Source organism: Protofrankia sp. Cas4, from assembly GCF_963555915.1.
Lineage (GTDB): Bacteria > Actinomycetota > Actinomycetes > Frankiales > Frankiaceae > Protofrankia.
Genome location: NZ_CAUVXL010000058.1, coordinates 25,074 through 44,619, shown reverse-complemented (window position 1 = coordinate 44,619; position 19,546 = coordinate 25,074). Strand labels below are relative to the sequence as shown.

13 protein-coding genes are annotated in these 19,546 nt (G+C 69.6%); 9 read left to right on the top strand and 4 right to left on the bottom strand.

Annotated elements, in window-relative coordinates:
• Positions 1 to 606: WD40 repeat domain-containing protein (locus tag U9979_RS06170; protein WP_416219555.1), on the top strand; the 606-nt coding region annotated here is incomplete at its 5' end.
• A gap of 44 nt (positions 607 to 650) precedes the next feature.
• Here the strand turns inward: U9979_RS06170 and U9979_RS06165 are convergent.
• Positions 651 to 1,904, bottom strand: a complete 1,254-nt coding sequence (locus U9979_RS06165) for a class I SAM-dependent methyltransferase (protein ID WP_322778605.1) — start codon at positions 1,902 to 1,904, stop codon at positions 651 to 653.
• Positions 1,905 to 1,973: 69 nt separating this feature from the next.
• Positions 1,974 to 4,559 carry a haloacid dehalogenase gene (locus tag U9979_RS06160; RefSeq protein WP_322778604.1) on the bottom strand — a complete coding sequence of 862 codons (2,586 nt, stop codon included), beginning with the start codon at positions 4,557 to 4,559 and terminating at the stop codon, positions 1,974 to 1,976.
• A 267-nt stretch (positions 4,560 to 4,826) separates the two neighbouring features.
• Here U9979_RS06160 and U9979_RS06155 point away from each other — a divergent pair, with 267 nt between their 5' ends.
• The 6 genes from U9979_RS06155 (at position 4,827) to U9979_RS06130 (ending at position 13,254) form a co-directional block, all read left to right on the top strand.
• Entirely contained in the window at positions 4,827 to 5,762 is a 936-nt protein-coding gene (locus U9979_RS06155; RefSeq protein WP_416210453.1) for an ABC transporter permease, read from the top strand.
• Positions 5,763 to 5,777: 15 nt separating this feature from the next.
• Complete coding sequence (locus tag U9979_RS06150) at positions 5,778 to 7,106, top strand: ABC transporter ATP-binding protein (RefSeq protein WP_416219552.1); 1,329 nt, start codon at positions 5,778 to 5,780, stop codon at positions 7,104 to 7,106.
• On the top strand, positions 7,103 to 8,467 hold the full coding sequence (locus tag U9979_RS06145; protein ID WP_322778603.1) for a glycosyltransferase family 2 protein: 1,365 nt from the start codon (positions 7,103 to 7,105) through the stop codon (positions 8,465 to 8,467). The genes U9979_RS06150 and U9979_RS06145 overlap by 4 nt, the downstream gene beginning before the upstream one ends.
• The gene (locus U9979_RS06140; protein ID WP_322778602.1) at positions 8,464 to 10,212 is read left to right on the top strand and encodes a glycosyltransferase family 4 protein; all 1,749 of its coding nucleotides are present in this window, start codon (positions 8,464 to 8,466) and stop codon (positions 10,210 to 10,212) included. Before U9979_RS06145 ends, U9979_RS06140 begins: the two co-directional genes overlap by 4 nt.
• 93 nt (positions 10,213 to 10,305) lie before the next feature.
• Complete coding sequence (locus tag U9979_RS06135) at positions 10,306 to 11,409, top strand: glycosyltransferase family 1 protein (RefSeq protein ID WP_322747588.1); 1,104 nt, start codon at positions 10,306 to 10,308, stop codon at positions 11,407 to 11,409.
• A gap of 87 nt (positions 11,410 to 11,496) precedes the next feature.
• The gene (locus U9979_RS06130; RefSeq protein WP_322778601.1) at positions 11,497 to 13,254 is read left to right on the top strand and encodes a glycosyltransferase family 39 protein; all 1,758 of its coding nucleotides are present in this window, start codon (positions 11,497 to 11,499) and stop codon (positions 13,252 to 13,254) included.
• A gap of 130 nt (positions 13,255 to 13,384) precedes the next feature.
• Here U9979_RS06130 and U9979_RS06125 read toward each other — a convergent pair whose 3' ends face one another.
• Positions 13,385 to 14,299, bottom strand: a complete 915-nt coding sequence (locus U9979_RS06125; RefSeq protein ID WP_322778600.1) for a hypothetical protein — start codon at positions 14,297 to 14,299, stop codon at positions 13,385 to 13,387.
• 95 nt (positions 14,300 to 14,394) lie between these two features.
• On the opposite strand from U9979_RS06125, the gene U9979_RS06120 reads away from it, so the two are divergent.
• Together U9979_RS06120 and U9979_RS06115 are read left to right on the top strand one after the other, a co-directional pair.
• On the top strand, positions 14,395 to 15,399 hold the full coding sequence (locus tag U9979_RS06120; RefSeq protein ID WP_322778599.1) for a lipase family protein: 1,005 nt from the start codon (positions 14,395 to 14,397) through the stop codon (positions 15,397 to 15,399).
• Positions 15,396 to 18,332, top strand: coding sequence for a tetratricopeptide repeat protein (locus tag U9979_RS06115; RefSeq protein WP_322778598.1), 2,937 nt, complete (start codon positions 15,396 to 15,398; stop codon positions 18,330 to 18,332). Before U9979_RS06120 ends, U9979_RS06115 begins: the two co-directional genes overlap by 4 nt.
• A 107-nt stretch (positions 18,333 to 18,439) precedes the next feature.
• Here U9979_RS06115 and rfbD read toward each other — a convergent pair whose 3' ends face one another.
• Complete coding sequence (rfbD, locus tag U9979_RS06110; protein WP_322778597.1) at positions 18,440 to 19,315, bottom strand: dTDP-4-dehydrorhamnose reductase; 876 nt, start codon at positions 19,313 to 19,315, stop codon at positions 18,440 to 18,442.
• Positions 19,316 to 19,546: the final 231 nt, after the last annotated feature.

The following is a 19,546-nucleotide window of genomic DNA, read 5'->3' as shown; positions in this document are numbered from 1 at the left end:
CATCAAAGCTGGGTGCAGGACGTCGCGTTCAGCCCCGACGGGCGCCTGCTGGCGACCGCGAGCGCCGACAAAACCGCCCGTCTCTGGGACATCAGCGAGCCCACCCAGCCGGTCCCCCTCGCCTCTCTCAACGTCCACACCGACTTCGTGTGGACGGTCGCCTTCAGCCCGGACGGGAACACGCTGGCGACCGGGAGCTACGACGGCACCGTTCGTCTGTGGGATGTGCGCGATGCGCGGGCCCCGACGAACCGATCGACGATCAAGGCGGATCCCCGCTGGGTCCTTGACACCGCGTTCAGCCGGGACGGTCGCATGCTGGTCACGTCCGGTTGGGACACCACCGCGCATCTGTGGGACGTCTCCGACCCCGACCACCCGCTGCCGGCAGGGGTGATCAGCGGCCACACCGACTGGGTCCAGGGGTTCGCCCTGCACCCCGACGGCCACACATTGATCACATTCAGTGACGACCGGACCGCACGCATCGCGACCATCGACCCGGACGCGCTTGCCACGCGCGCCTGCGCCGACGACGGCAACCGCCTGAGTTCCGCCGAGTGGGCGGCCCACATCCCTGCGCTGCCGTACTCCGGGATGTGTTAGCAGACCGGTCGTCCAGTCACGGGTGACCGGTCACCGGTGACTGGTCACCGGTCACCGCGCAACAGCGATATGGCGGCCCGCAGCCGCGGATCACCGATCCGGGTCCGCAGCGCGGTGCCCGCCGCACGGGCCGCGTGCACCAGAGCCGACTCGTGCGCCGGTGCACCCTGCGGCCTCGACGCGCGTGTGACCGGCCACGATCGCGAACTCATCGACCCCAGGTCGGCACGCAGCTGTCGGGACGTGTCGCGCTCGGCTTCCAGCGCCCGCTCGCCCGCAGCCACCGCATCGAGCAACCTGAGCTCGTGCGCCGCGTGGTCGGCGACGGTTGCGTCGATGCGTGCCCACTCCCGCTGCCGGCGCCGGGCCGCCTCGGTCATCTCGTCCTGGAGGCGGATCACGTACAGGTAGAGATCCAGGCGGTTACGTTCCATCCGGGTCAGCAGACCGTTGCCAACCCAGGGGGTCAGCAGAGCCCCCACCCTGGCTGCCCAGGGCGCCCGCCGGTCCACCACAACACCTAGACCGAAGATCGGCGAGACCAGGTGGAAACGCAGCTCAGGTCGGTCCGCGACGAAGTCCTCCACAGCCGTGCGGACGCCGTTGTGCGGGCCACCTTCAGTCAGCGCCCAGGCGAAGGCACCTTCGCCCCGAAAGCCACCCCGCACCGCCGCCGCGCTGTCCAGCCGTACCCCGTGCTCCCACGAGTAGGGCTGCCGCTCCCGCTGCGGGATCCGGTCCGGCCCGTAGTACTGATCACGGCGGCCGGCAGGCCAACCCACGTCATGCAGGATGACCAACGGAAAGTGGCTGCGTCCGTGGGCACGGGCCGCCTCCTCGACGGCGCGCAGCTCCGCGGACACGGTGGGGAAGTTGTGGTCACCGTCGATCAGGTAGGCATCGGCCGGCGGAAGGCCGTCCAGTGCCTGCGGGCTGAAGCCGCGCACCATCACGACCTCGACGTCCTGCCCCGACCCGGGGACGCCGCGAGGGTCGGGATCAACGATCAGTAGCCTGCCACCACCATGACGTCGCAGCATGTCCACGAGCAGGGAGCTGGTGACGCCGCTCTCCGAACCGATCTCGGTGACGCTGCGGGCCCGCACGGTCTCCAACAGGGGCAGCCACACCTCCCGGAGCTCGGCGAGGGAGTGCAGCAGCAACGGTTGGAGGGTGCGCTCGGTAACAGATTCAACGGTGCCACCCGACCCGCCGTCGTCCACAGGGCCCTCGTCCACAGGGCCCTCGTCCACAGGGCCCTCGTCCACACCAACTTCGTCCACACCAACTTCGTCCACAGCAACCTCATCCGCTTAGAGCGCTCCAGCCGATTCTCCCCCGTGGAGCGCTGGACCAGGCTCGCCGGGTCAGAATCGGGTTTCGAACTCCCGCAGCAACCGGCGCGCGGCGCGACGCGGCAACGGCGTGGTCCCGCCCGGCCGGGTTGCGATCGTCAACGGGTCGGAACTGATTGCCAGCCAGCCGAAGGCCATCTCGACGTCGATGGCGTAGGTCGCCGCGAGATATGCCTGCGCCACCGGATCGATGACGTAGACGAACTGCGGGTCGTCGCTGTGGATCTCGATCAGATTCGGCTGCAGTGCCCGCGCCCCGACCAGGTGAAATCCTGGGTGGTCGACCACCGACGTAATCGCGACCGTGTGCGGCTCGGCCAGGTTGTTGAGATGGAAGGACAGCCGCAGCCAGTCCAGCCGCATCAACCCACGCCGGCCGGCCGGGTCGATGCGCACCCGGCGGACCCCGACCCCGTCGATCCGCAGGCGTACCCACGACAGCCCGTCGCGCGCGGACCGGGTGACCACGGACTCCTTCGGCCCGTTGATGAAGTCGCCACCGGTGTCGACATAGACCTCGACCGGTCCGGCAGCGGCCTCCGGCGAGACCTCCGCCGCGGAGATCCCGGCGTTCGTCGCCAGCCCACTGACAACCGCAAGGGGCCGGTTCGCCACCGCCGCGACCCCGGCCGGCCAGTAGAGTTCCTGCATCGGGATCTTTTCAAGATCAGCCGCCGTGAGGTAGGGCATCCGGCGCAGCAGATCGGCGGGCAGCAGCCCCTCGGACGCATCCGACCCGAAGTTGTCATCGTGTGCCCATACCCCGAACGCGAGCGCCTCGGACGAGGTGGGCCGGGTCACGAACCGCGCGAGGGAGCGCAGAGCCGCCAGCCGCGCCCCGTCATCGAGCAGGGACGGCATCGGCGTCTCCGACCGGCGGTAGCGCAGCCATTCCCGCTGGTAGGCAAGCACCCCGTCCTGGACGGCTACGCGCTGTGCGACCTGGGTTCGGGTTGTGTGATCGGGGCCGAGGACGGGGTTGCGGTCCTCGTCGAAACCGATCAATGAGCCTATGTCGGGCATGCAGAGCTGTTCGAGCACCTCGGGACTACGCATCACCTGGCCGAACAGCGCATCGGGTTCGCCGCCCGAGGCGATGTATCCCTCCAGGCGCAGCCCGCCAAGACGGTGTGCCTGCGAGCCGGCGCTCGTCGCCAGGTACAGGCCGACCACCTCGGCCTCACGACCGCAGGCGGTCAGCAGGCGTTGCAGCAGCGCCTGGATGGTGCCACCCCAGCCGAGGTCGACGACGACGATCGTGTCCGCCCCGCCGAGGTGTGCGTCCAGGTAGCGCAGGAAGCGCTCGCGCAGCCGGCTGGCGGTCAGCACGATCTCGCTGCGAACGCGCTCGTCAGCGCACAGGGCCTCCAGGGTCTCGGAGAGCAGACCCGGGACGTCAAGACGTCGGCTGGCCAGCGCGGACAACCCCGCCACCTCGTCCATGCCGACTCCGAGCTGGCGCAGCAGCTGGCCGACACTCGGCGGGCGCCGACGCGCCAGGAAGCCGCGCAGCTCCTGCGGGGTGCCTTCGTAAATGTTGGCCAGTGCGCACACGTGGCGCGAGGCCCACAGCGTGGACGCCTCGATCCCGAGCTCGCCGGCCGGCTCCCGCAGGACCCGGGCGAGGAAGGCCCCTTCGCGCATCAGGCAGTGGACGCGGTCGACCCCGAGCTCCGCCGCCCGCGCGGCCGCCCACTCGCCGAAGCCGGTGAACACCGGACCGAAAACGGTCGCGCCGGTCTCCCAGTGCCGGCGCAGGCCCGAGGGAACCGCGGTGGCATCGGTGCGGTGCAGGGTCCGGGCCCGAAGCGCGGTCATACCGTAGTCGCCGTGTTCGGAGTCGATCGCGGTATCGGAGGTCGGACCGCCACGCAGCCCTTCCAGCGTGAGTGTCTCCGCCAGCGCACCGGAGTACTTGGGGTAGTGAACCGCGATGATGCCGTGCTCGCGGGCGCCCTCGACGTCGGCCACCGGGTTGTCACCAAGGTGGATGACCCGGGAGGGCGCCACGCCCACGGCGGTCAGCACATGGGTGAATAGACCCTCGCTCTTGCTCACACCCGCGTCGCTGGAGGTGAGGATCTGGGTGAACCTGATCCCGGCGAGCTCCGGCCGGCGCAGCAGCCCGCGGAGCTGGTCCGGGGAGAAATAGGTGTCGGAGACCAGGTACACCGGCCGGCCGAGCTTGGTGATCGTGAGTTCGGCGAGCTCGGCGACGGCGAGGTCGGCGCGGCAGACATCGCGCTCGAGGGTGACCTCCATGGCGATCAGATCGTCGATGTCACCGCTGCCGGGGATGGCGGGCATGAGTGCCGACCAGATCTCGTCGAGGCGGGCCTCCAACGTGCCCCGCAGTGACTTCGCGTGTTGCCGGGCCCGGTTCTCCGCATGCACCCGGAGCTGGGCGAACTGCCCCGCGGTCACGGTCGGCGGCAGCAGGCCAGCCGTGGCCAGGCGGCGTCCGAGCAGCAGGAAGGCATGGGCGGGTTCGGGAACCAGCCGAAACAACAACGTGTCGAATACGTCCAGGGTGAGGACCTCAGCGCCCCCGGACTCCAGCTGGGACCAGACCTCACGGATCCGGACGTCGGTGAACACGGGCGTCCTCCACCGGCGGCCATCACGGCCACCTCCGACGGGCCGGCTGATGCCCGGGTGATCCTCGGACAGCGGCCGGCCGGAGCTGAATGAACGGGCCGATACTATGGATCGGCTCTGGAGCTACGGTCACCGGAGTGCCCTACCTGCGGACGCGTCGCTTCGGTATACCTGGTGCGATACCTTGCGCGGCCCGTACGGTAGGTCGTTTTCGGCGCACCGGTACCGATTTTGCCATATCTTGACGCGGCTCACGGAAGGTTGTTGGTGTCGAACCTGATTGACGAGCGGTCCGCACCCGCGATCCAGTCCGACGGCGAGCACCGTGGCCCGCAGGGGCGCGACGGGCAGGAGTCGCGGATCCTCGCGCGCCGCAGCCGTGCCCAGACCCGGGTACGTTGGGAACTGCTGCGGAACCTGATCCGCAAGGACCTCAAGGTCAAATACAAGGGCTCGACCCTCGGTTTCGCCTGGTCGCTGGCGAATCCGCTGCTGCTGCTAGCCGTGTACACCCTTGTCTTCCAGGTCATCATGAGCGCCGGGGTCCCCCGGTTCGGGGTGTACCTGATGTCCGGCCTGCTGATCTGGAACGCCTTCTCGGCGAGCGTGTCGTCGGCATCGGGCAGCGTCGTCTTCAACGCGAACCTCGTGAAGAAAGTCCGGTTTCCGCTGCCGGTACTGCCGCTTTCCGCGGTCGGCTTCGCCCTCGTCCACTTCGTCCTGCAGCTGATCGTGCTCTTCGTGGTGGTCGTGGCGCTGGGTTACAGCTTCTTCGGGCTCCAGCTGCTCCTGCTCGTGCCCGCATTCGCGGTAGCGATGATCTTCACTGTCGGCCTGTCCATGCTCGTGTCGGGCCTCAACGTCCGCTACCGCGATACCGAGCACCTGCTGGAGGTGGCCCTGCTCGCGTGGTTCTGGCTCAACCCGATCGTGTATCCCGTCGGGCTCATCCGCAAACTGCTGCACGAGTGGACCTGGATCTACTTCGTCAATCCGATGGCGACGGTGGTGGCAACCTTCCAGCGAGCGATCTACAAGGAGCCGTCGGTGAACCCCGCCACCGGAGCGGGCATCCTTGCCGACCCCGGCTACCTCTTCTACCTTGAGCACCTTGCCATCGCGGGTGTGATGTCGCTGGGCCTGCTCTGGCTGGGAGTACATGTGTTCCGCAGGATGCAGGCCGACTTCGCGGAAGATCTTTAAGGACGGGCGACAGACGTGTCAGCGCAGCAGTCACCGGCGCAACCGGCCGCCCTCAATGCGTCGGGGAACACCACGGCGATACCCGCAGCGGCGGACACCACGGCGATACCCGCAGGGACGGCCGCCGCCGCATCGACGGCGGGCCGGCCTGGGACGGCTGCCCCGATCGTGATCCATGCGACCGGGGTGGGTAAGAAATTCGTCTCCTACCACCGGCGGGCGACCAGCCTGAAAGAGGTGTTCGTGCGTCGTGGGCACACCCACGGGGACGACTTCTGGGCGCTGCGCGACATCGACGTGGAGATCGGGCGCGGCCAGACCGTGGGCCTGGCAGGGGCGAACGGCTCCGGCAAGTCCACGTTGTTGAAGGTACTGGCCGGAATCCTGCGCCCAACCCACGGTGACGTGTCGGTCAGCGGGCGGATCGCGTCCCTCCTGGAGCTCGGGGCCGGCTTCAACGGCGAGCTCACCGGCCGGGACAACGTCTACCTCAACGCCTCCCTGCTGGGGCTGTCCCGCCGCGAGATCGACCGGATGTTCGACTCGATCGTCGACTTCGCCGAACTCCCGCACAAGATCGACGATGAGGTCAAGCACTACTCGTCCGGCCAGTACGTCCGGCTCGGGTTCGCGGTGGCCGTCCATGTCGATCCGGACGTGCTGCTCGTCGACGAGGTCCTCGCGGTCGGGGACGAGGCATTCCAGAAGAAGTGTCTGGCAAAGATCGACGCCTTTCGGGCCGAGGGCCGCACGATCCTGTTCGTCACCCACTCGCTGGATCTGATCGAGGGCATGTGCGACCGGATTCTGGTTCTTGAATCCGGATCGATGATTTTCGACGGCGCGCCGGCCGTCGGCACCCGGCTACTGCGGCAGCGGTTGGGTAGCCTGCCTTCGGACGGTCCGGTGCCCCACGATCTCGCCGTTGCCCGGCCCACCTCGGTGACCTTCAGCCGGGACCCGGCCGGGCCGCCCCAGGTCCAGTTCAGCCCCGGCGAGAGACTTACCGTCAGCGTCACCCTGGATGTGACCGAACACGCGCCGGAACGGCTCTACCTGCACGTCTATGCCCTGGGGCCGAGCGAACTGCCGGTCTGGTTGATGGAGACGCCTGCGGGCGGCGTGCCGGGGGGCGTGCCGGGGGTCAGCGGCACCCGCACGGTGGACTTCACCGTGCCCAGCCTCCCCGAGCTGCTCGGCGCGTTCGCGATCAGCGTGCACGTCTCCGACGCCGCGACCGGAACAGAGATCACCAAACGGAGGTTCGAGGACCTGTTCGGAATCAGCGGATCGCAGGCCGGCGGTCTACTCAAGATCGATTACGAAACGGGAACCCGCCCATGAGCACCCAGGAAGGCGGCCCCACGCCGCCGGCGACCGTTGTGATCGTCAACTGGAACGGTGCGCACCTGCTGCCCGCCTGTCTGGACGCGGTGGCCAAGCAGGTCAGCGACTTCACCTTCGAAACATGGGTGGTCGACAACGCGTCGATGGACTCCTCCAGGACGCTGCTGGCCGAACGGTACCCGTGGGTCCGGATGGTCCCGTCCGAGGTGAACCTCGGCTTCGCCGGCGGCAACAACCTGGCGCTGCGGATGGTCACCACCCCCTACGCCGTCCTGCTCAACAATGACGCCGTCCCCGAACCGGACTGGTTGGCGAACCTGCTGGCCCCGTTCACCGACGCCACCGGGGGCGCGGATCTCGGCGCGGTCACCGGCAAGGTGGTGTTCCTCCCCCGTTTCCTGCGGCTGCGGCTGTCGACCTCGACCTTCACACCGGGTGCGCACGACTCCCGCGCGCTTGGCGTCCGGATCTCATCGGTGACCGTCAACGACCGGGAGGTCCTCCATGACGTGTTGTGGGAAAAGCTGACCTTCGGTGCTGAAGGCGGTTCATCCGCGCCGTTCTTCTGGACCCGCGGTGACGGCGAGCTCGCCGTCCCGGTGCCCGAGGGCGGCCCGGTCACCATCGGCTTCACCTGGTCCGGCGAGGCGCGCAAGTCGGTCACACTGAGCTGGGACGGCGGCCGCACCACCCTCGCCGCCGGCGCCGAACCGTCCACCGTGGAACTGGTCGTCCCCGACGGTATGGCCCGCGTCGACGTGATCAACAATGTCGGTGGGATCGTGCTGCGGGACGGCTACGGCGCCGACCGCGGCTACCAGGAGATCGACACCGGCCAGTTCGCCGGGTCCGAGGATGTGTTCACCGCCTGCGGGAACGGCATGGCCATCCGCACGGCGCTCGGGCGGGAACTCGGCTGGTTCGACGACGACTTCTTCCTCTACTACGAGGACACCGACCTGTCCTGGCGCATCCGCTCCCGCGGATACACAATTCGCTACATTCCGACCGCGGTTCTGCGGCACGTGCACTCCGCGTCCAGCGTCGAATGGTCACCGCTGTTCGTCTTCCATACCGACCGTAACCGACTGTTGATGCTCACCAAGAACGCGAGCACCGGGGTCGCCCTGGCCGCGGTCGGCCGTTACCCGCTCACAACCGCCTCGATGGCCATCCGCGCGCTACGGCAGGCCTGGGCCGTCCGTGGCCGGCCCGCGCTGCGACCGACCGTGCTTCGACTGAAGGTCATGGCGTCCTTCCTGCGGCTGCTCCCGGTGATGCTGCGCCGACGGCGCACGCTGGCGCGCACCGCGTCGGTAGGCCACCGTGAGCTGGAGACCTGGCTGGCGCGGCGATGACCACGCAGCCGGCTGCGACACAGGCCCAGCACAAGCGGCCCGAGCCGGGCGAAGGCCGGCATCCGGTCACCGGGCACAGGGGTGGGCAGGGGTCGGCCAGCGGAGTACGGGCCGCCGTTTACAACCGGTTCTGGCACTCCATGGGCGGTGGCGAACGCCACAACGGGATGATCGCCCAAGTGCTTGCCGCCGAAGGCGCCCAGGTGGACATCCTCGGCCATGCCGAGGTCGACCTGGCGGCCATTGGTGATCATCTAGGGCTCGACCTCACCGGCTGCCGCTACCGCCTGCTGCCTGACCGGGGTGACGACGCGGTCGCCGAGCTCAGCGCCGAGTACGACCTGTTCGTCAACGGCTCGTACATGAGCCGGCTGGTGCCTCGCTCAACCCATGCGGCACACCTGTGTTTCTTCCCGACACCAGCTGATCATGACGCACCGGGGTGGCGCAGGGCCGCCATCCGCGCGTGCGGCCCGCTGCTGCGTGGTGTTCGCCCGACCGTCGGCTACGGCACGGGTTGGTACCCGCCGGAAGGGGGGCGTCGCAGACAGTGGATCTGGACGAACGGCACGGGGATCCTCGCGGTTTCGGCGGGCGGCGAACGGGAGCTACGCGCTGACATCGGCCGTCCCGGGGCTTGCGGCACGGTGCGGTTGCGCGTCCAGGACGCCGACGGGCGGACCCTTGCCGCCGTTGAGGTCGACGGGTCGTTCAGGACGGTCGCGGTGCCGTTGCCCGCATCGTCCGGCGGCTGCGAGCTGACGCTGGTCAGCGACACGTTCACACCCGCGTCCACCAACGCGTCCACCAACGCGTCCACCAACGCGTCCACCAACGCGTGCACACCCGCACCGGACGACACCGCTTCGCCGGACGGCACACCTTCCCGGGATCTGCGCCAACTCGGCGTGGCGGTCAGCCGACCGCGGGTGACCGACCAGCAGGACGGGGCCCGAGCCCGGCTCGCGTTGCGTTTCCCCTGGCTGCTGGCCAACCCGCGCGATCTGGACTATCTCGCCTCATACGACGTGGTGATGGCGAATTCGGCCTACACCCGGGGCTGGATCGGACGCCTGTGGCGCGTGGACGCGGACGTCCTCTACCCGCCCATCCAGGTGGAGCGCCTTACCCCGGCCAGTACTCGGGAACGCGCGGTGCTCACGGTCGGGCGCCTGTTCGCGCCCGGTCTCGGGCACGCCAAGCGCCAGCTGGAAATGGTCGAGTGGTTCGGTGAGCTCTACCGCTCCGGCGCGCTACCGGATTGGCGGATGCACGTCGTCGGCGGCTGCGAGGAGTCCCAGCTGCCATACCTGGAGAAGATCCGGGAGGCCGCCCGTGGCCTGCCGGTCGACATCCATCCGAACGCGCCACGCCACGAGGTCGAGCGGCTGCTGTCGACCTGCTCGGTCTTCTGGTCCGCAACCGGATACGGCCAGGACGGCGATCGCCGGCCATGGACGGCCGAGCACTTCGGGATGACCACGGTCGAGGCGATGGCCGGGGGCTGCGTGCCGGTGGTGATCGACCGCGCCGGCCAGCGGGAGATCGTCCGCCACGGACTCGACGGCCTGCGCTGGACGTCGCCGGCGCAGCTCGCCTCGTTCACCAGACGCCTGGCAACCGAGGACGGCATGCGGGCACGGTTGGCTGCGAGCGCCGTCACCCGGGCACAGGAGTTCTCCGACGCGGCATTCGCCGACCGCTGGCGGGAGATCGCCACCCGTCACCGGCTGTATGCCCCCTGAACCGGCGCCCTGCCGAGCCGGGCACTGCCGAGCCGGGCTCCCCTGGACCGGGCCCCTGACCTGGCAAGGCCGAGACTGAAAGGATCACGGTTGATGCGGGTCATCCTGGACGGCACGCCGTTACTCGGCACGCCCACGGGAGTTGGCCGCTACACCGGCCAACTGCTCGCCGAGCTGCCCACCCTGCCCGGTCTGGACGTGGCCGCAACGGCGTTCACCTGGCGCGGGCTGGAGAACTTCGCTCCCGCGTTGCCGCCAGGTGTACGCCCGGCCGCGCGCCGGGTTCCGGCCCGGATCGTGCACGAGGCCTGGGCCCGCACCGAACTGCCGAAGCTCGAGTGGCTGACCGGGCCAGTCGACGTGGTGCACGCCACAAACTTCGTGCTGCCGCCACCGCGGCGGGCCCGCGGCGTCCTCACCATCCACGATCTGGCTTATCTGAAGCTGACCGGTACCGTGTCCGCGGCCTCGGCCCGCTACCGGGACCTGGTCCCCCGTGGCCTACGCCGCGCCGCTGCCGTGATCACACCCAGCCAGGCGATCGCCACCGAGGTCATCGACACCTACCGGCTGGACCCGGCAATGGTGACCGTGACGCCGCTGGGCGTGGACGCCGCATGGTTCAGCGCCTCCCCGCCATCGCGACGCTGGCTCACCGCCCACGGCCTGCCCGCCAGATACCTGCTTTTCGTCGGTACGGTCGAACCGCGCAAGAATCTCCCAACCCTGCTGGAGGCGGTCCGCGGCCTGCACTCCGAGGTCAGCGACGCCCCACCGCTGGTCCTGGTCGGACCCGCCGGGTGGGGACCCACTCTCGATCTTGCCGGGCTGCCGGGGGGAACCGTCATCAGCGCCGGCTATGTTCGGACGGACGAACTTCGGCGCCTGGTCGCCGGGGCCAGCGCTCTGTGCTTCCCATCGTTCTACGAGGGGTTCGGCCTACCGCCGCTGGAGGCGCTGGCAGCCGGAACCCCGGTGGTGGCGGCTGACATCCCAGCGGTCCGAGAGGTCGTCGGCCCGATGTCGGGCAACGCCGTGCGGCTGGTTCCACCGACGGAGGCCGATGCGTTCACCGACGCCCTGATCGGCGCGCTCAAGGACGAGGTGGACCCCGGGCCGGGACGCGCCTACGCCCGGACCTTCACCTGGCGACGCACGGCCGAACGCACCGCCGCCGTCTATCACTCGATCGCCTGACCCCACGTCGTCGGTCCGCGGTATCCGACTCTGATGTTGCGGGACCTTCACCCGGGTACGACAGCCAGACGCTGTTCCGGTCGAAGGGTGACGTCACGGCGGTCGGGTGCAGACCTGGTGGCATGCGCCACGCTCGTCGGGCTCGACGTCGCGGTCATCGTCGCCTTATGGCCGACCCTGGTCCGGCCGCTCTGGTACGACGAGGCATGGCGCGCCTATCACATCAGCGTCGGTGCAGGCTGGTTCGAAACCCTCAGAACGGCGAACGCGCCGCTGTCATTCGGCTGGTTCACGGTCGAGAAGCTGGCGGTCACGGTTGGCGGCAACACCGAAGGAGTCCTGCGGCTGCCGCAGATCGTCGCGTTGATTGCGCTTTCTCTGTTCACCTATGCGCTGGGCCGGTGGTGGCTCTCCCGGCCCGCGGCCACGATCGTCGCCGGACTGCTGAGCGTCAACGGCGGGCTGCTCGTCTATGGAATGCAGCTGAAGTCCTACCTGCCGGAGGCCACCTGCGCGGTGGCCACGCTGTACCTGTGGCTGCGGGCGCGCCGCGCTGTGAGCACCGGCGGCTCCCCGTGGCGGGCGCAGCTGGGCATGGCGGTATGCGCGGTCATGAGCGTCACGTCGCTGTTCGTCCTCGCTCCCCTGCTGCTGTTGGATGTGCTGGACGTACTGGACGCCCGCCGGGTGGTGCGCGCCGGCCGGGTGGTGCACTCACGGCGTCCGGCCGTCCTGCGCCTGGTCGGATCGGTGCTGGTCGGCGCCACCGGGGCCGTGCATCTCGCGCTGTTCGTCCTGCCGCAGAGCTACCTGGCCGCGAATCCCTACTGGCGGAACTTCTTCATCACCCGGAACAACGCGGTCGGCCAGCTGCGGACGGCCGGCTGGGAGCTGCCGCGCAACGCGTTCACGGCGGCGATGACCCGTCCCGACGGGCAGTTCGGCTCGCCCTTCACCGGTTCGCCGCTGCTGGCCGACCCCGACCAGCGACTCCACGTCTGCGTGGTCGCGGGGGCACTGCTGTGTTGGGCGGTCGGCAGCTATGTCGCGGCGCGGGACCGGGCCGGCCGGGCGTTGCTGGTCGCGCTCGGCGGAACGCTGCTGCTGATCGTGCTGGCCTCGGCGCGAGGACAGTGGCCGGTCGGATTCGTGCGGGCCAATCTGTTCGTGTTACCGTTACTGTACGTAGTCGCAGGTATCGGCGCATCGGCTCTGGTCGGGCTCGCCCGAGCGCGAATCCGACGGTCAGTCATGGTGATCCCCGTACTGGCCGTTCCGCTGGCAGTGGTTGTGGCCGCAGCCGTGGCCGTGACAGCGGTGAGCACCCAGCGGATCCTCCAGATCCGGGCCAGCGCGAACGGCCCCCTGTTACTCGGGGACATGCGGGAGCTGGTCGCCACCGCCGAACGGACCGCCCGACCCGGCGACATCCAGATCGTGATCCCCGGGCGCTGGGACGAAAGGCAGTGGTACAAGGCACAGCAGTACTACGTGTCGTACTACAACGATTACCCGGCATCCGCTTCACTGGCGGCGCCGATCGCCGAGGTGAACACCCTGGTGCTACCGCCGCTGGGTTGGAACACCTCGATACCGCCGTTCCTCGCCGCGCGTCCGGACGCGGGCGCCCTGTATCTGATCACATACAACCTGGTGTTCCCTGACAGCCTTCACAGCCTTGACAGCATGCTCGCCGCGCTCGGCTGGTGCCCGGACGACTCCGGCCGGCGGTCCTGGCCGTTGACCGGCCAGCTCACCCGCTTCATCCGCTGCCCGCCGTCCACGACCGCAACGACTCAGAACAGTGGTGGTGGTTCCGGGCAGGGCTCCGGTTCGGTCCGGTAGACCCGCATCTCCGGGCTGGAGCTGGAGTGGGCGGGTTTCAAACAGACGTGAAAATCTTCCGTGTGACAGTACCGTCATCGGCTCCTGTCGCATGTTCGTTTCGTGGTTGTCAGTGGGCTTTACTCGCCGGCTATTGTTCGGCGAGGTGGATAAGCACACCGTTCTCATCACGCCAGGGCAGGTCGTGTGTGGCGAGGCGTTCGAGGGTGGGTAGGTCGATACGTCGTGCTCCGACTGATTCGGTGAGAACGGTGGAGGCCTGGATGTTCGCGGCCACGCCCAGGTAGAGCAGGATCGCCGAGACGAATATTCCGGCCGTCCACCACGGGTTTGCCGTTACAGCAAGAGTTCCGATCAGGAAGGTGAAGGGGAGCACCAGGCCCATCCGGAGTTCGTATTCCGCCCGATAGCGGTCGTAGGCGGCGTAGATGTCGGCTTCACGGCCCACGATCCGGACGGGGGTACGCAGGAGATCGAGCCGGCATTCTTCCTGGGGGTCAGCGGTGTCGAGCAGCGCGTCGAGGAGACGGGCACGCACCGCCGGGATGGTGCGGGCCTGTTCGATGACGATATCCGGATCCGCCTCGAAGCCCGCAGCGAGGGTGGTGCCGTGTGCGCCGGCGGCAACCTGAACGGCGTGGAGCCGTCTCGCTGTTTCCGCGCGGATGACGCCGTCGGCGAGGAAACGTTCGTCTATGCGCAGATAGACCAGCGATATGATCGTGGCGCGGACGCGTTGCCATTGGGCACGGGGCATGAATCGGCGCAGACGGGTGGCGGCGAGGAGATTCCCGAGCCGGTTGATCAGCGGGTTGGCGGCGATGGACACCACGCCGACCAGGTACGCGGCAAAGGTGACTGCTGCCGTGACGGCGGCCCGCCCGGCGGCACTGCCGAGTGTGACGACGTCGTGAACGACGCCGGTCGGATGCGCCGAGGGCTCAAGGTGCGGTGCGAAGACGAGCCACAGACCGAACAGCCACAGGTAGCCCGCGGCGACCGGTGCGCGTAGGTCTCGCAGACCGGGCAGCAGCGCAGCGAGCACGGTGTGACCGTAACTGGCCGATGCTGTGCGGGTATGTACCGGGTCGGGTGTGTAATACCGGTGGGACAGTCACGGCTCACGCCAGGTGACGGGGGGTGCCGGTGGTGGCTGCGGTCGTGTTCGTGCACGGGATCGGGCAGCAGCAGCGGGGGCCGGCGACGCTGGCCGGCCCGTGGCAGGCCGCGCTCGCCGACGGCGTGTGGAAGGCCGGCCATGGCAGCCTCGCGGCCCGGCTGCGCCAACCGCCCGGAACCGCCGGGGCGATCGCCGTCGAGATGGCCTTCTACGCCGACCTGTTCGACCCGCCGGACCGGCAGGGCCGGTCGACCGACCTGGGTGACCTCGACCCGTCCGAGGTGGCGGCGATCGAGGAGCTTGCCGGGGTCCTGCTCCGCCGGGCCGCCTGCGTGGCGGGCACCGAGGCGGACAGGCGTACCGCCCAGGACGAGGTGGCCCGGCTGGAGGGCCGGCTCGGTGAGCTGCAGGGCGTCGGGAACGTGGCCCGCGGTGCGCTGGCGGCGGTGGCACGGCTGCGCTGGTTCGGCCCGTTCGGGATGGCCGTCGCGCAGCGGTTCGTCATCCGCGCGCTCGTGCAGGTCGTGCGCTACCTCCACGAACCCGCGCTGCGCCAGCAGGTGCAGGCCCGGGTCGCCGGTGTCGTCGGTGCCGACACCCGGGTACTGATCGGGCATTCCCTCGGGTCCGTGGTCGCCTTCGAAGCTGCCTGTCGGATGGGTGGCAGACTTCCCCTGCTGGTCACGTTGGGTAGCCCGTTGGGGATCCGCCGGCTCGTCTACGACCGGCTCGAGCCACAGCCGCCACGGTTCCCCGAGCGGGTGGACCGGTGGGTCAACGTCGCCGCGGACGATGACATCGTGGCCGCGGTACCGGGCCTGACCGGCCTGTTCCCCGCGGGCGCACCGCCAGCCGGGACACCCGCCAACCGGGCCGTCGACAACCGCACGGTTGATAACCGCACCGTTGACAACGGGTCCGCCCCACACGACGTGATCCACTACCTCACCAAAAAGGCGGTCGGCGCTCCGGTTGCCGACGCGCTCGCCGCCGACGACTCCCGCCGATCCGGGAGCGAACGGTGACCGGCCGGGTGGTTTTGGTGATCGGGTCGCAGTGCGAGGCGCTGGGGGACCTGTCATTCCTACCCACGCTGGCGCAGGAACTGTACGCCGCGTTCACCGACCCCCTGGTGGGTCGCTGCGGATCCGCGCTCGGCGACCAGCCAGGGCTCGTCCTCAACCCGACGCTGTCGGACATGGCCGCTCGGGTCATGACGGCATTCCGGTTCGCCCATGACAACGGGTCGGCGTTGTTCCTCGCGTTCGTGGGCCATGGGCAGGTCGGGTTCGACGGGTCCACCGCGACGGGCCTGTCCGACTTCTACCTCCTGCCCTACGACTGCGCCGACCCGGACCGCCCGTCGACCGACAACGCGTGGCTGGTCGGGCAACGCCTACGGGAACTCCTCCGCGACCATGACCAGATCGACGGGCTGGTCGTTCTGCTCGACGCCTGCCACAGCGGGCAGGCCGCGGTGGAGGTCGCCCGCGGGGTGGCCTCGGTCGCCATGGCCGCGGGGAGCAGGTTCGACCTCCTGACCGCGACTGATGATCGGCCCGCCGCGGACGGCTGCTTCACCCGAGCGCTGACCGAACTGCTGCACGCCGGGCACGCCAGGCGCGGTGCATGGATCGGCTGCCAGGACGCCCATGACCTGATCACGTGCCGCGGCCAGTCACCGCAACGCAGCATGTTCGACGGCCATCGAGTCACCGACGAAGGCGACCCCGGGTTGTGGCTTGCGCCCAACCGGCAGCGTGCCCCCGGCCGTATCCCACCCCCGGGCGATCCGGCGGGCGCGATGGCCGACGACCTCACCACCGGCCTGGAAACCCCGCGGATGGTGGAGGGGCTGCTCGCCCGCGCCAGCCGCGCCCGCTGGCTTGCCGTGGTCGGCCCGGCCGGCTCGGGCAAGTCCACGCTGCTCAGCGCGCTCGCCCGACCTGAACTGACCGGGGCCGCGGTCCCGGACCGGTTCCTCCATGCGCTGGTCTATCTCGACCGCACCACCACCCTGTACTCCCTCACCGACGCTCTGCACAAAAATCTCGATCACAGCGTCCCCGGGTTCCGCATGGCCGTGGCGGCCTACCGCGACAGCCAACCCGCGGACACACTGGACCAGCAACCGCCCCTCGTCCACGACGTGACCGGGCCGCTGCGGCACCTGCCCGGCGATGAGATCATCCGGCTGGGTATCGACGGTCTTGACCAGCTCGACGACACCACCGGCGACGGCGTCGTAGCCGCTCTCGTCGCCATGGCCGAGGATCCCGACCTTCCCCGACTGCGGCTGATCGTGACCAGCCGCGAGCCCGGCCCCGCGGTGAGCGGCGGGCAGCAGTTCACGGTCGACACCGCGGCCCCGGCCAGTCTGGCTCGCTACCTGCAGCGCCGCCGCGTCCCGCCCGCCGCCGCCGACACCCTCGCGGACCTGTGCGCCCGCGGGGCCAGCGCCTGGCTGCTGGCACGCCTGATCGCCGACACCTACGCCGCGCTCACCCAGACCGAACGCGACACCCTGCTCGAACGTCTACACCTCGGCGACAGCCGGACCGCGCTCCTGACCGGCCTGTTCGACCGGATCCTCGACCAGGCCGGCGCCGACGACGCCACCGAATGGACCGCCAACCTCCTGCCCGTGCTGACCCCGCTCACCGCCGCCGGCGCCGGGCCGGTGATCCCGATCGATCTGCTCACCGCGGCCAGCGGCTGGCTCGACGGACCCGACCGGCCGAAGGACGTCCGCGACGTCCTGGTCCGACTGGGCCGGCTCGTCGTACGCGCCCAACCGGGCACCGGCGGTGAACTGGTCGGCCTGTTCCATCCCGCCCTCGTCGACCATCTCAGCCGCCACACCCGCCGGCCCCTCGACCCGGCCGCGGGCCGGCGCATCCTGCTCAACGAAGTCGAGAAACTCGCGCCCATTACCGGTATCTATACTGACAATCCCCTCTACCGGTGGGCCGCTGGATCCGAAGCCGAATATCTGTGGCAGAACGGGCAGATCAGCGCCGCTCTCCGCGCCCTGCAACGCCGGCCGCTGCCGACCCCCCGCGCCAACCTCACCCGCTGGACCGAGTGGCACCCCCGCATCCGCACCGCACGCGGCCCCGACCACCCCGACACCCTGACCACCCGGCACAACATCGCCCACTGGACCGGGCAGACCGGTGATCCGGCCGAGGCGCTGCGGCTGTTCCGGGAGCTGCTACCCGACCTCGAGCGGGTTCTCGGCCCCGGCCACCCCGGCACCCTGACCGCCCGGCACAACATCGCCTACTGGACCGGACAGGCCGGTGATCCGGGCGAGGCGCTGCGGCTGTTCCGGGAGCTGCTACCCGACCGGGAGCGGGTTCTCGGCCCCGGCCACCCCGGCACCCTGACCACCCGGCACAACATCGCCTACTGGACCGGACAGGCCGGTGATCCGGCCGAGGCGCTACGGCTGTTCCGGGAGCTGCTACCCGACCGGGAGCGGGTTCTCGGCCCCGACCACCCCGACACCCTGGCCACCCGACACGAAATCGCCTACTGGACCGGGCGGACCGGTGATCCGGCCGAGGCGCTGCGACTATTCCGGGAGCTGCTACCCGACCGGGAGCGGGTTCTCGGCCCCGACCACCCCGACACCCTGACCATCCGGAACAACATCGCCGGCTGGATCGGGCAGACCGGTGATCCGGCCGAGGCGCTGCGGCTGCTCCGGGAGCTGCTACCCGACCGGGAGCGGGTTCTCGGCCCCGACCACCCCGACACCCTGACCGCCCGGAACAACATCGCCCACTGGACCGGGCAGACCGGTGATCCGGGCGAGGCGCTGCGGCTGCTCCGAGAGCTGCTACCCGACCTCGAGCGGATCCTCGGCACCGACCACCCCAACACCCTGGCCACCCGGCACAACATCGCCTCCTGGACCGGGCAGGCCGGTGATCCGGGCGGAGGTGAACGGTAGAAAGGGTGCGAGGGCGGTCGTGATCCCGGTGTCGTTCTGTTCGGGCAGCACCGTAGCCAGGGCGTAACGCAACACGTCTGCCTAGAGCCGGTCGAGATACTCCCGGCCTACGGCGCAGGGGTGATCTGGGGGAAGGCCGCGGCCAGCGCATCGCGCCACGGACGCAGCGGGGTCAGGCCCGCGTCGCTCCACGAACGGGACGACAACACCGAATAGGCCGGGCGCGGAGCCGGCCGGGGGAACGCGTCGGTCGTCGTCGGCGTGACCTTCGCCGGGTCCATCCCCAGCTCGGCGACGATCGCCCGAGCGAATCCGTACCAGGTCGTGTCGCCACCGCCGGTGCAGTGGTAGATCCCCGGCCTGGCCCCCGATGCCGCGAGCTCGATCAGCCCGGCGGCGAGGTCCACCGCCCAGGTGGGTGACCCTTGCTGGTCGTCGACCACCGACAGGGTGTCGCGCTCCGCCGCGAGCTTGGCGATCGTCCGGACGAAGTTGCGCCCGGACGCGCCGTACACCCAGGCGGTGCGCACGACGTAGGCAGAAGGACACAGCGCGAGCACGGCCTGCTCGCCAGCGAGCTTGGTCCGCCCGTATGCCGAACGCGGCGCGGTGGGGGCATCGGCCTCGTACGGCTTGTCCGCCGTGCCGTCGAAGACGTAGTCGGTGGAGACGTGAACCAGGGTTGCGCCGACCTCGGCACAGGCCGCGGCCAGCTGCGCCGGAGCGGTGGCGTTGGCGGCATACGCGCCCGTCTCGTCGGTCTCGGCGCCGTCGACGTCTGTCCAGGCGGCGGTGTTGACCACCACGAGACCGCCCTGGATCTTCGCGGGCCGGGCCTGGTCGGTGATGACCGCCCGCACCCGGGCCGCGTCGGTGACGTCGAACTCGGCGCGGGTGAAACCCGCCCAGGCAAGGACCCGCTCATCGGACTCCAGTAGCCGGCAGAGATCCGCTCCGAGCTGACCGCCGGCTCCCGTCACCATCACGCGCACCAGGTAAGTGTGGCAGACCTCGCCAGATGATCATCCACGGCCCATCCCATCACCCACCATGGATGAAATGACCATACCGCCATCGATTGATTACACAAAGTATCAGCCGTGCACTCAGGATCAGGGTTACCCGGCGCAGCGCCGGGCACGGCTGGCCAACCAGGTCTGGCCGTCACCGTCGTCCGGAGAAGGCAGCGATCAGACCCCCGGCGCCCCGGCGAG

Coding starts and splice junctions, on each gene's coding strand:
- U9979_RS06145 (WP_322778603.1), top strand. CDS start 7,103: ATGAGCACCCAGGAAGGCGGCCCCACGCCGCCGGCGACCGTTGTGATC.
- U9979_RS06140 (WP_322778602.1), top strand. CDS start 8,464: ATGACCACGCAGCCGGCTGCGACACAGGCCCAGCACAAGCGGCCCGAG.
- U9979_RS06135 (WP_322747588.1), top strand. CDS start 10,306: ATGCGGGTCATCCTGGACGGCACGCCGTTACTCGGCACGCCCACGGGA.
- rfbD (WP_322778597.1), bottom strand. CDS start 19,315: ATGGTGACGGGAGCCGGCGGTCAGCTCGGAGCGGATCTCTGCCGGCTA.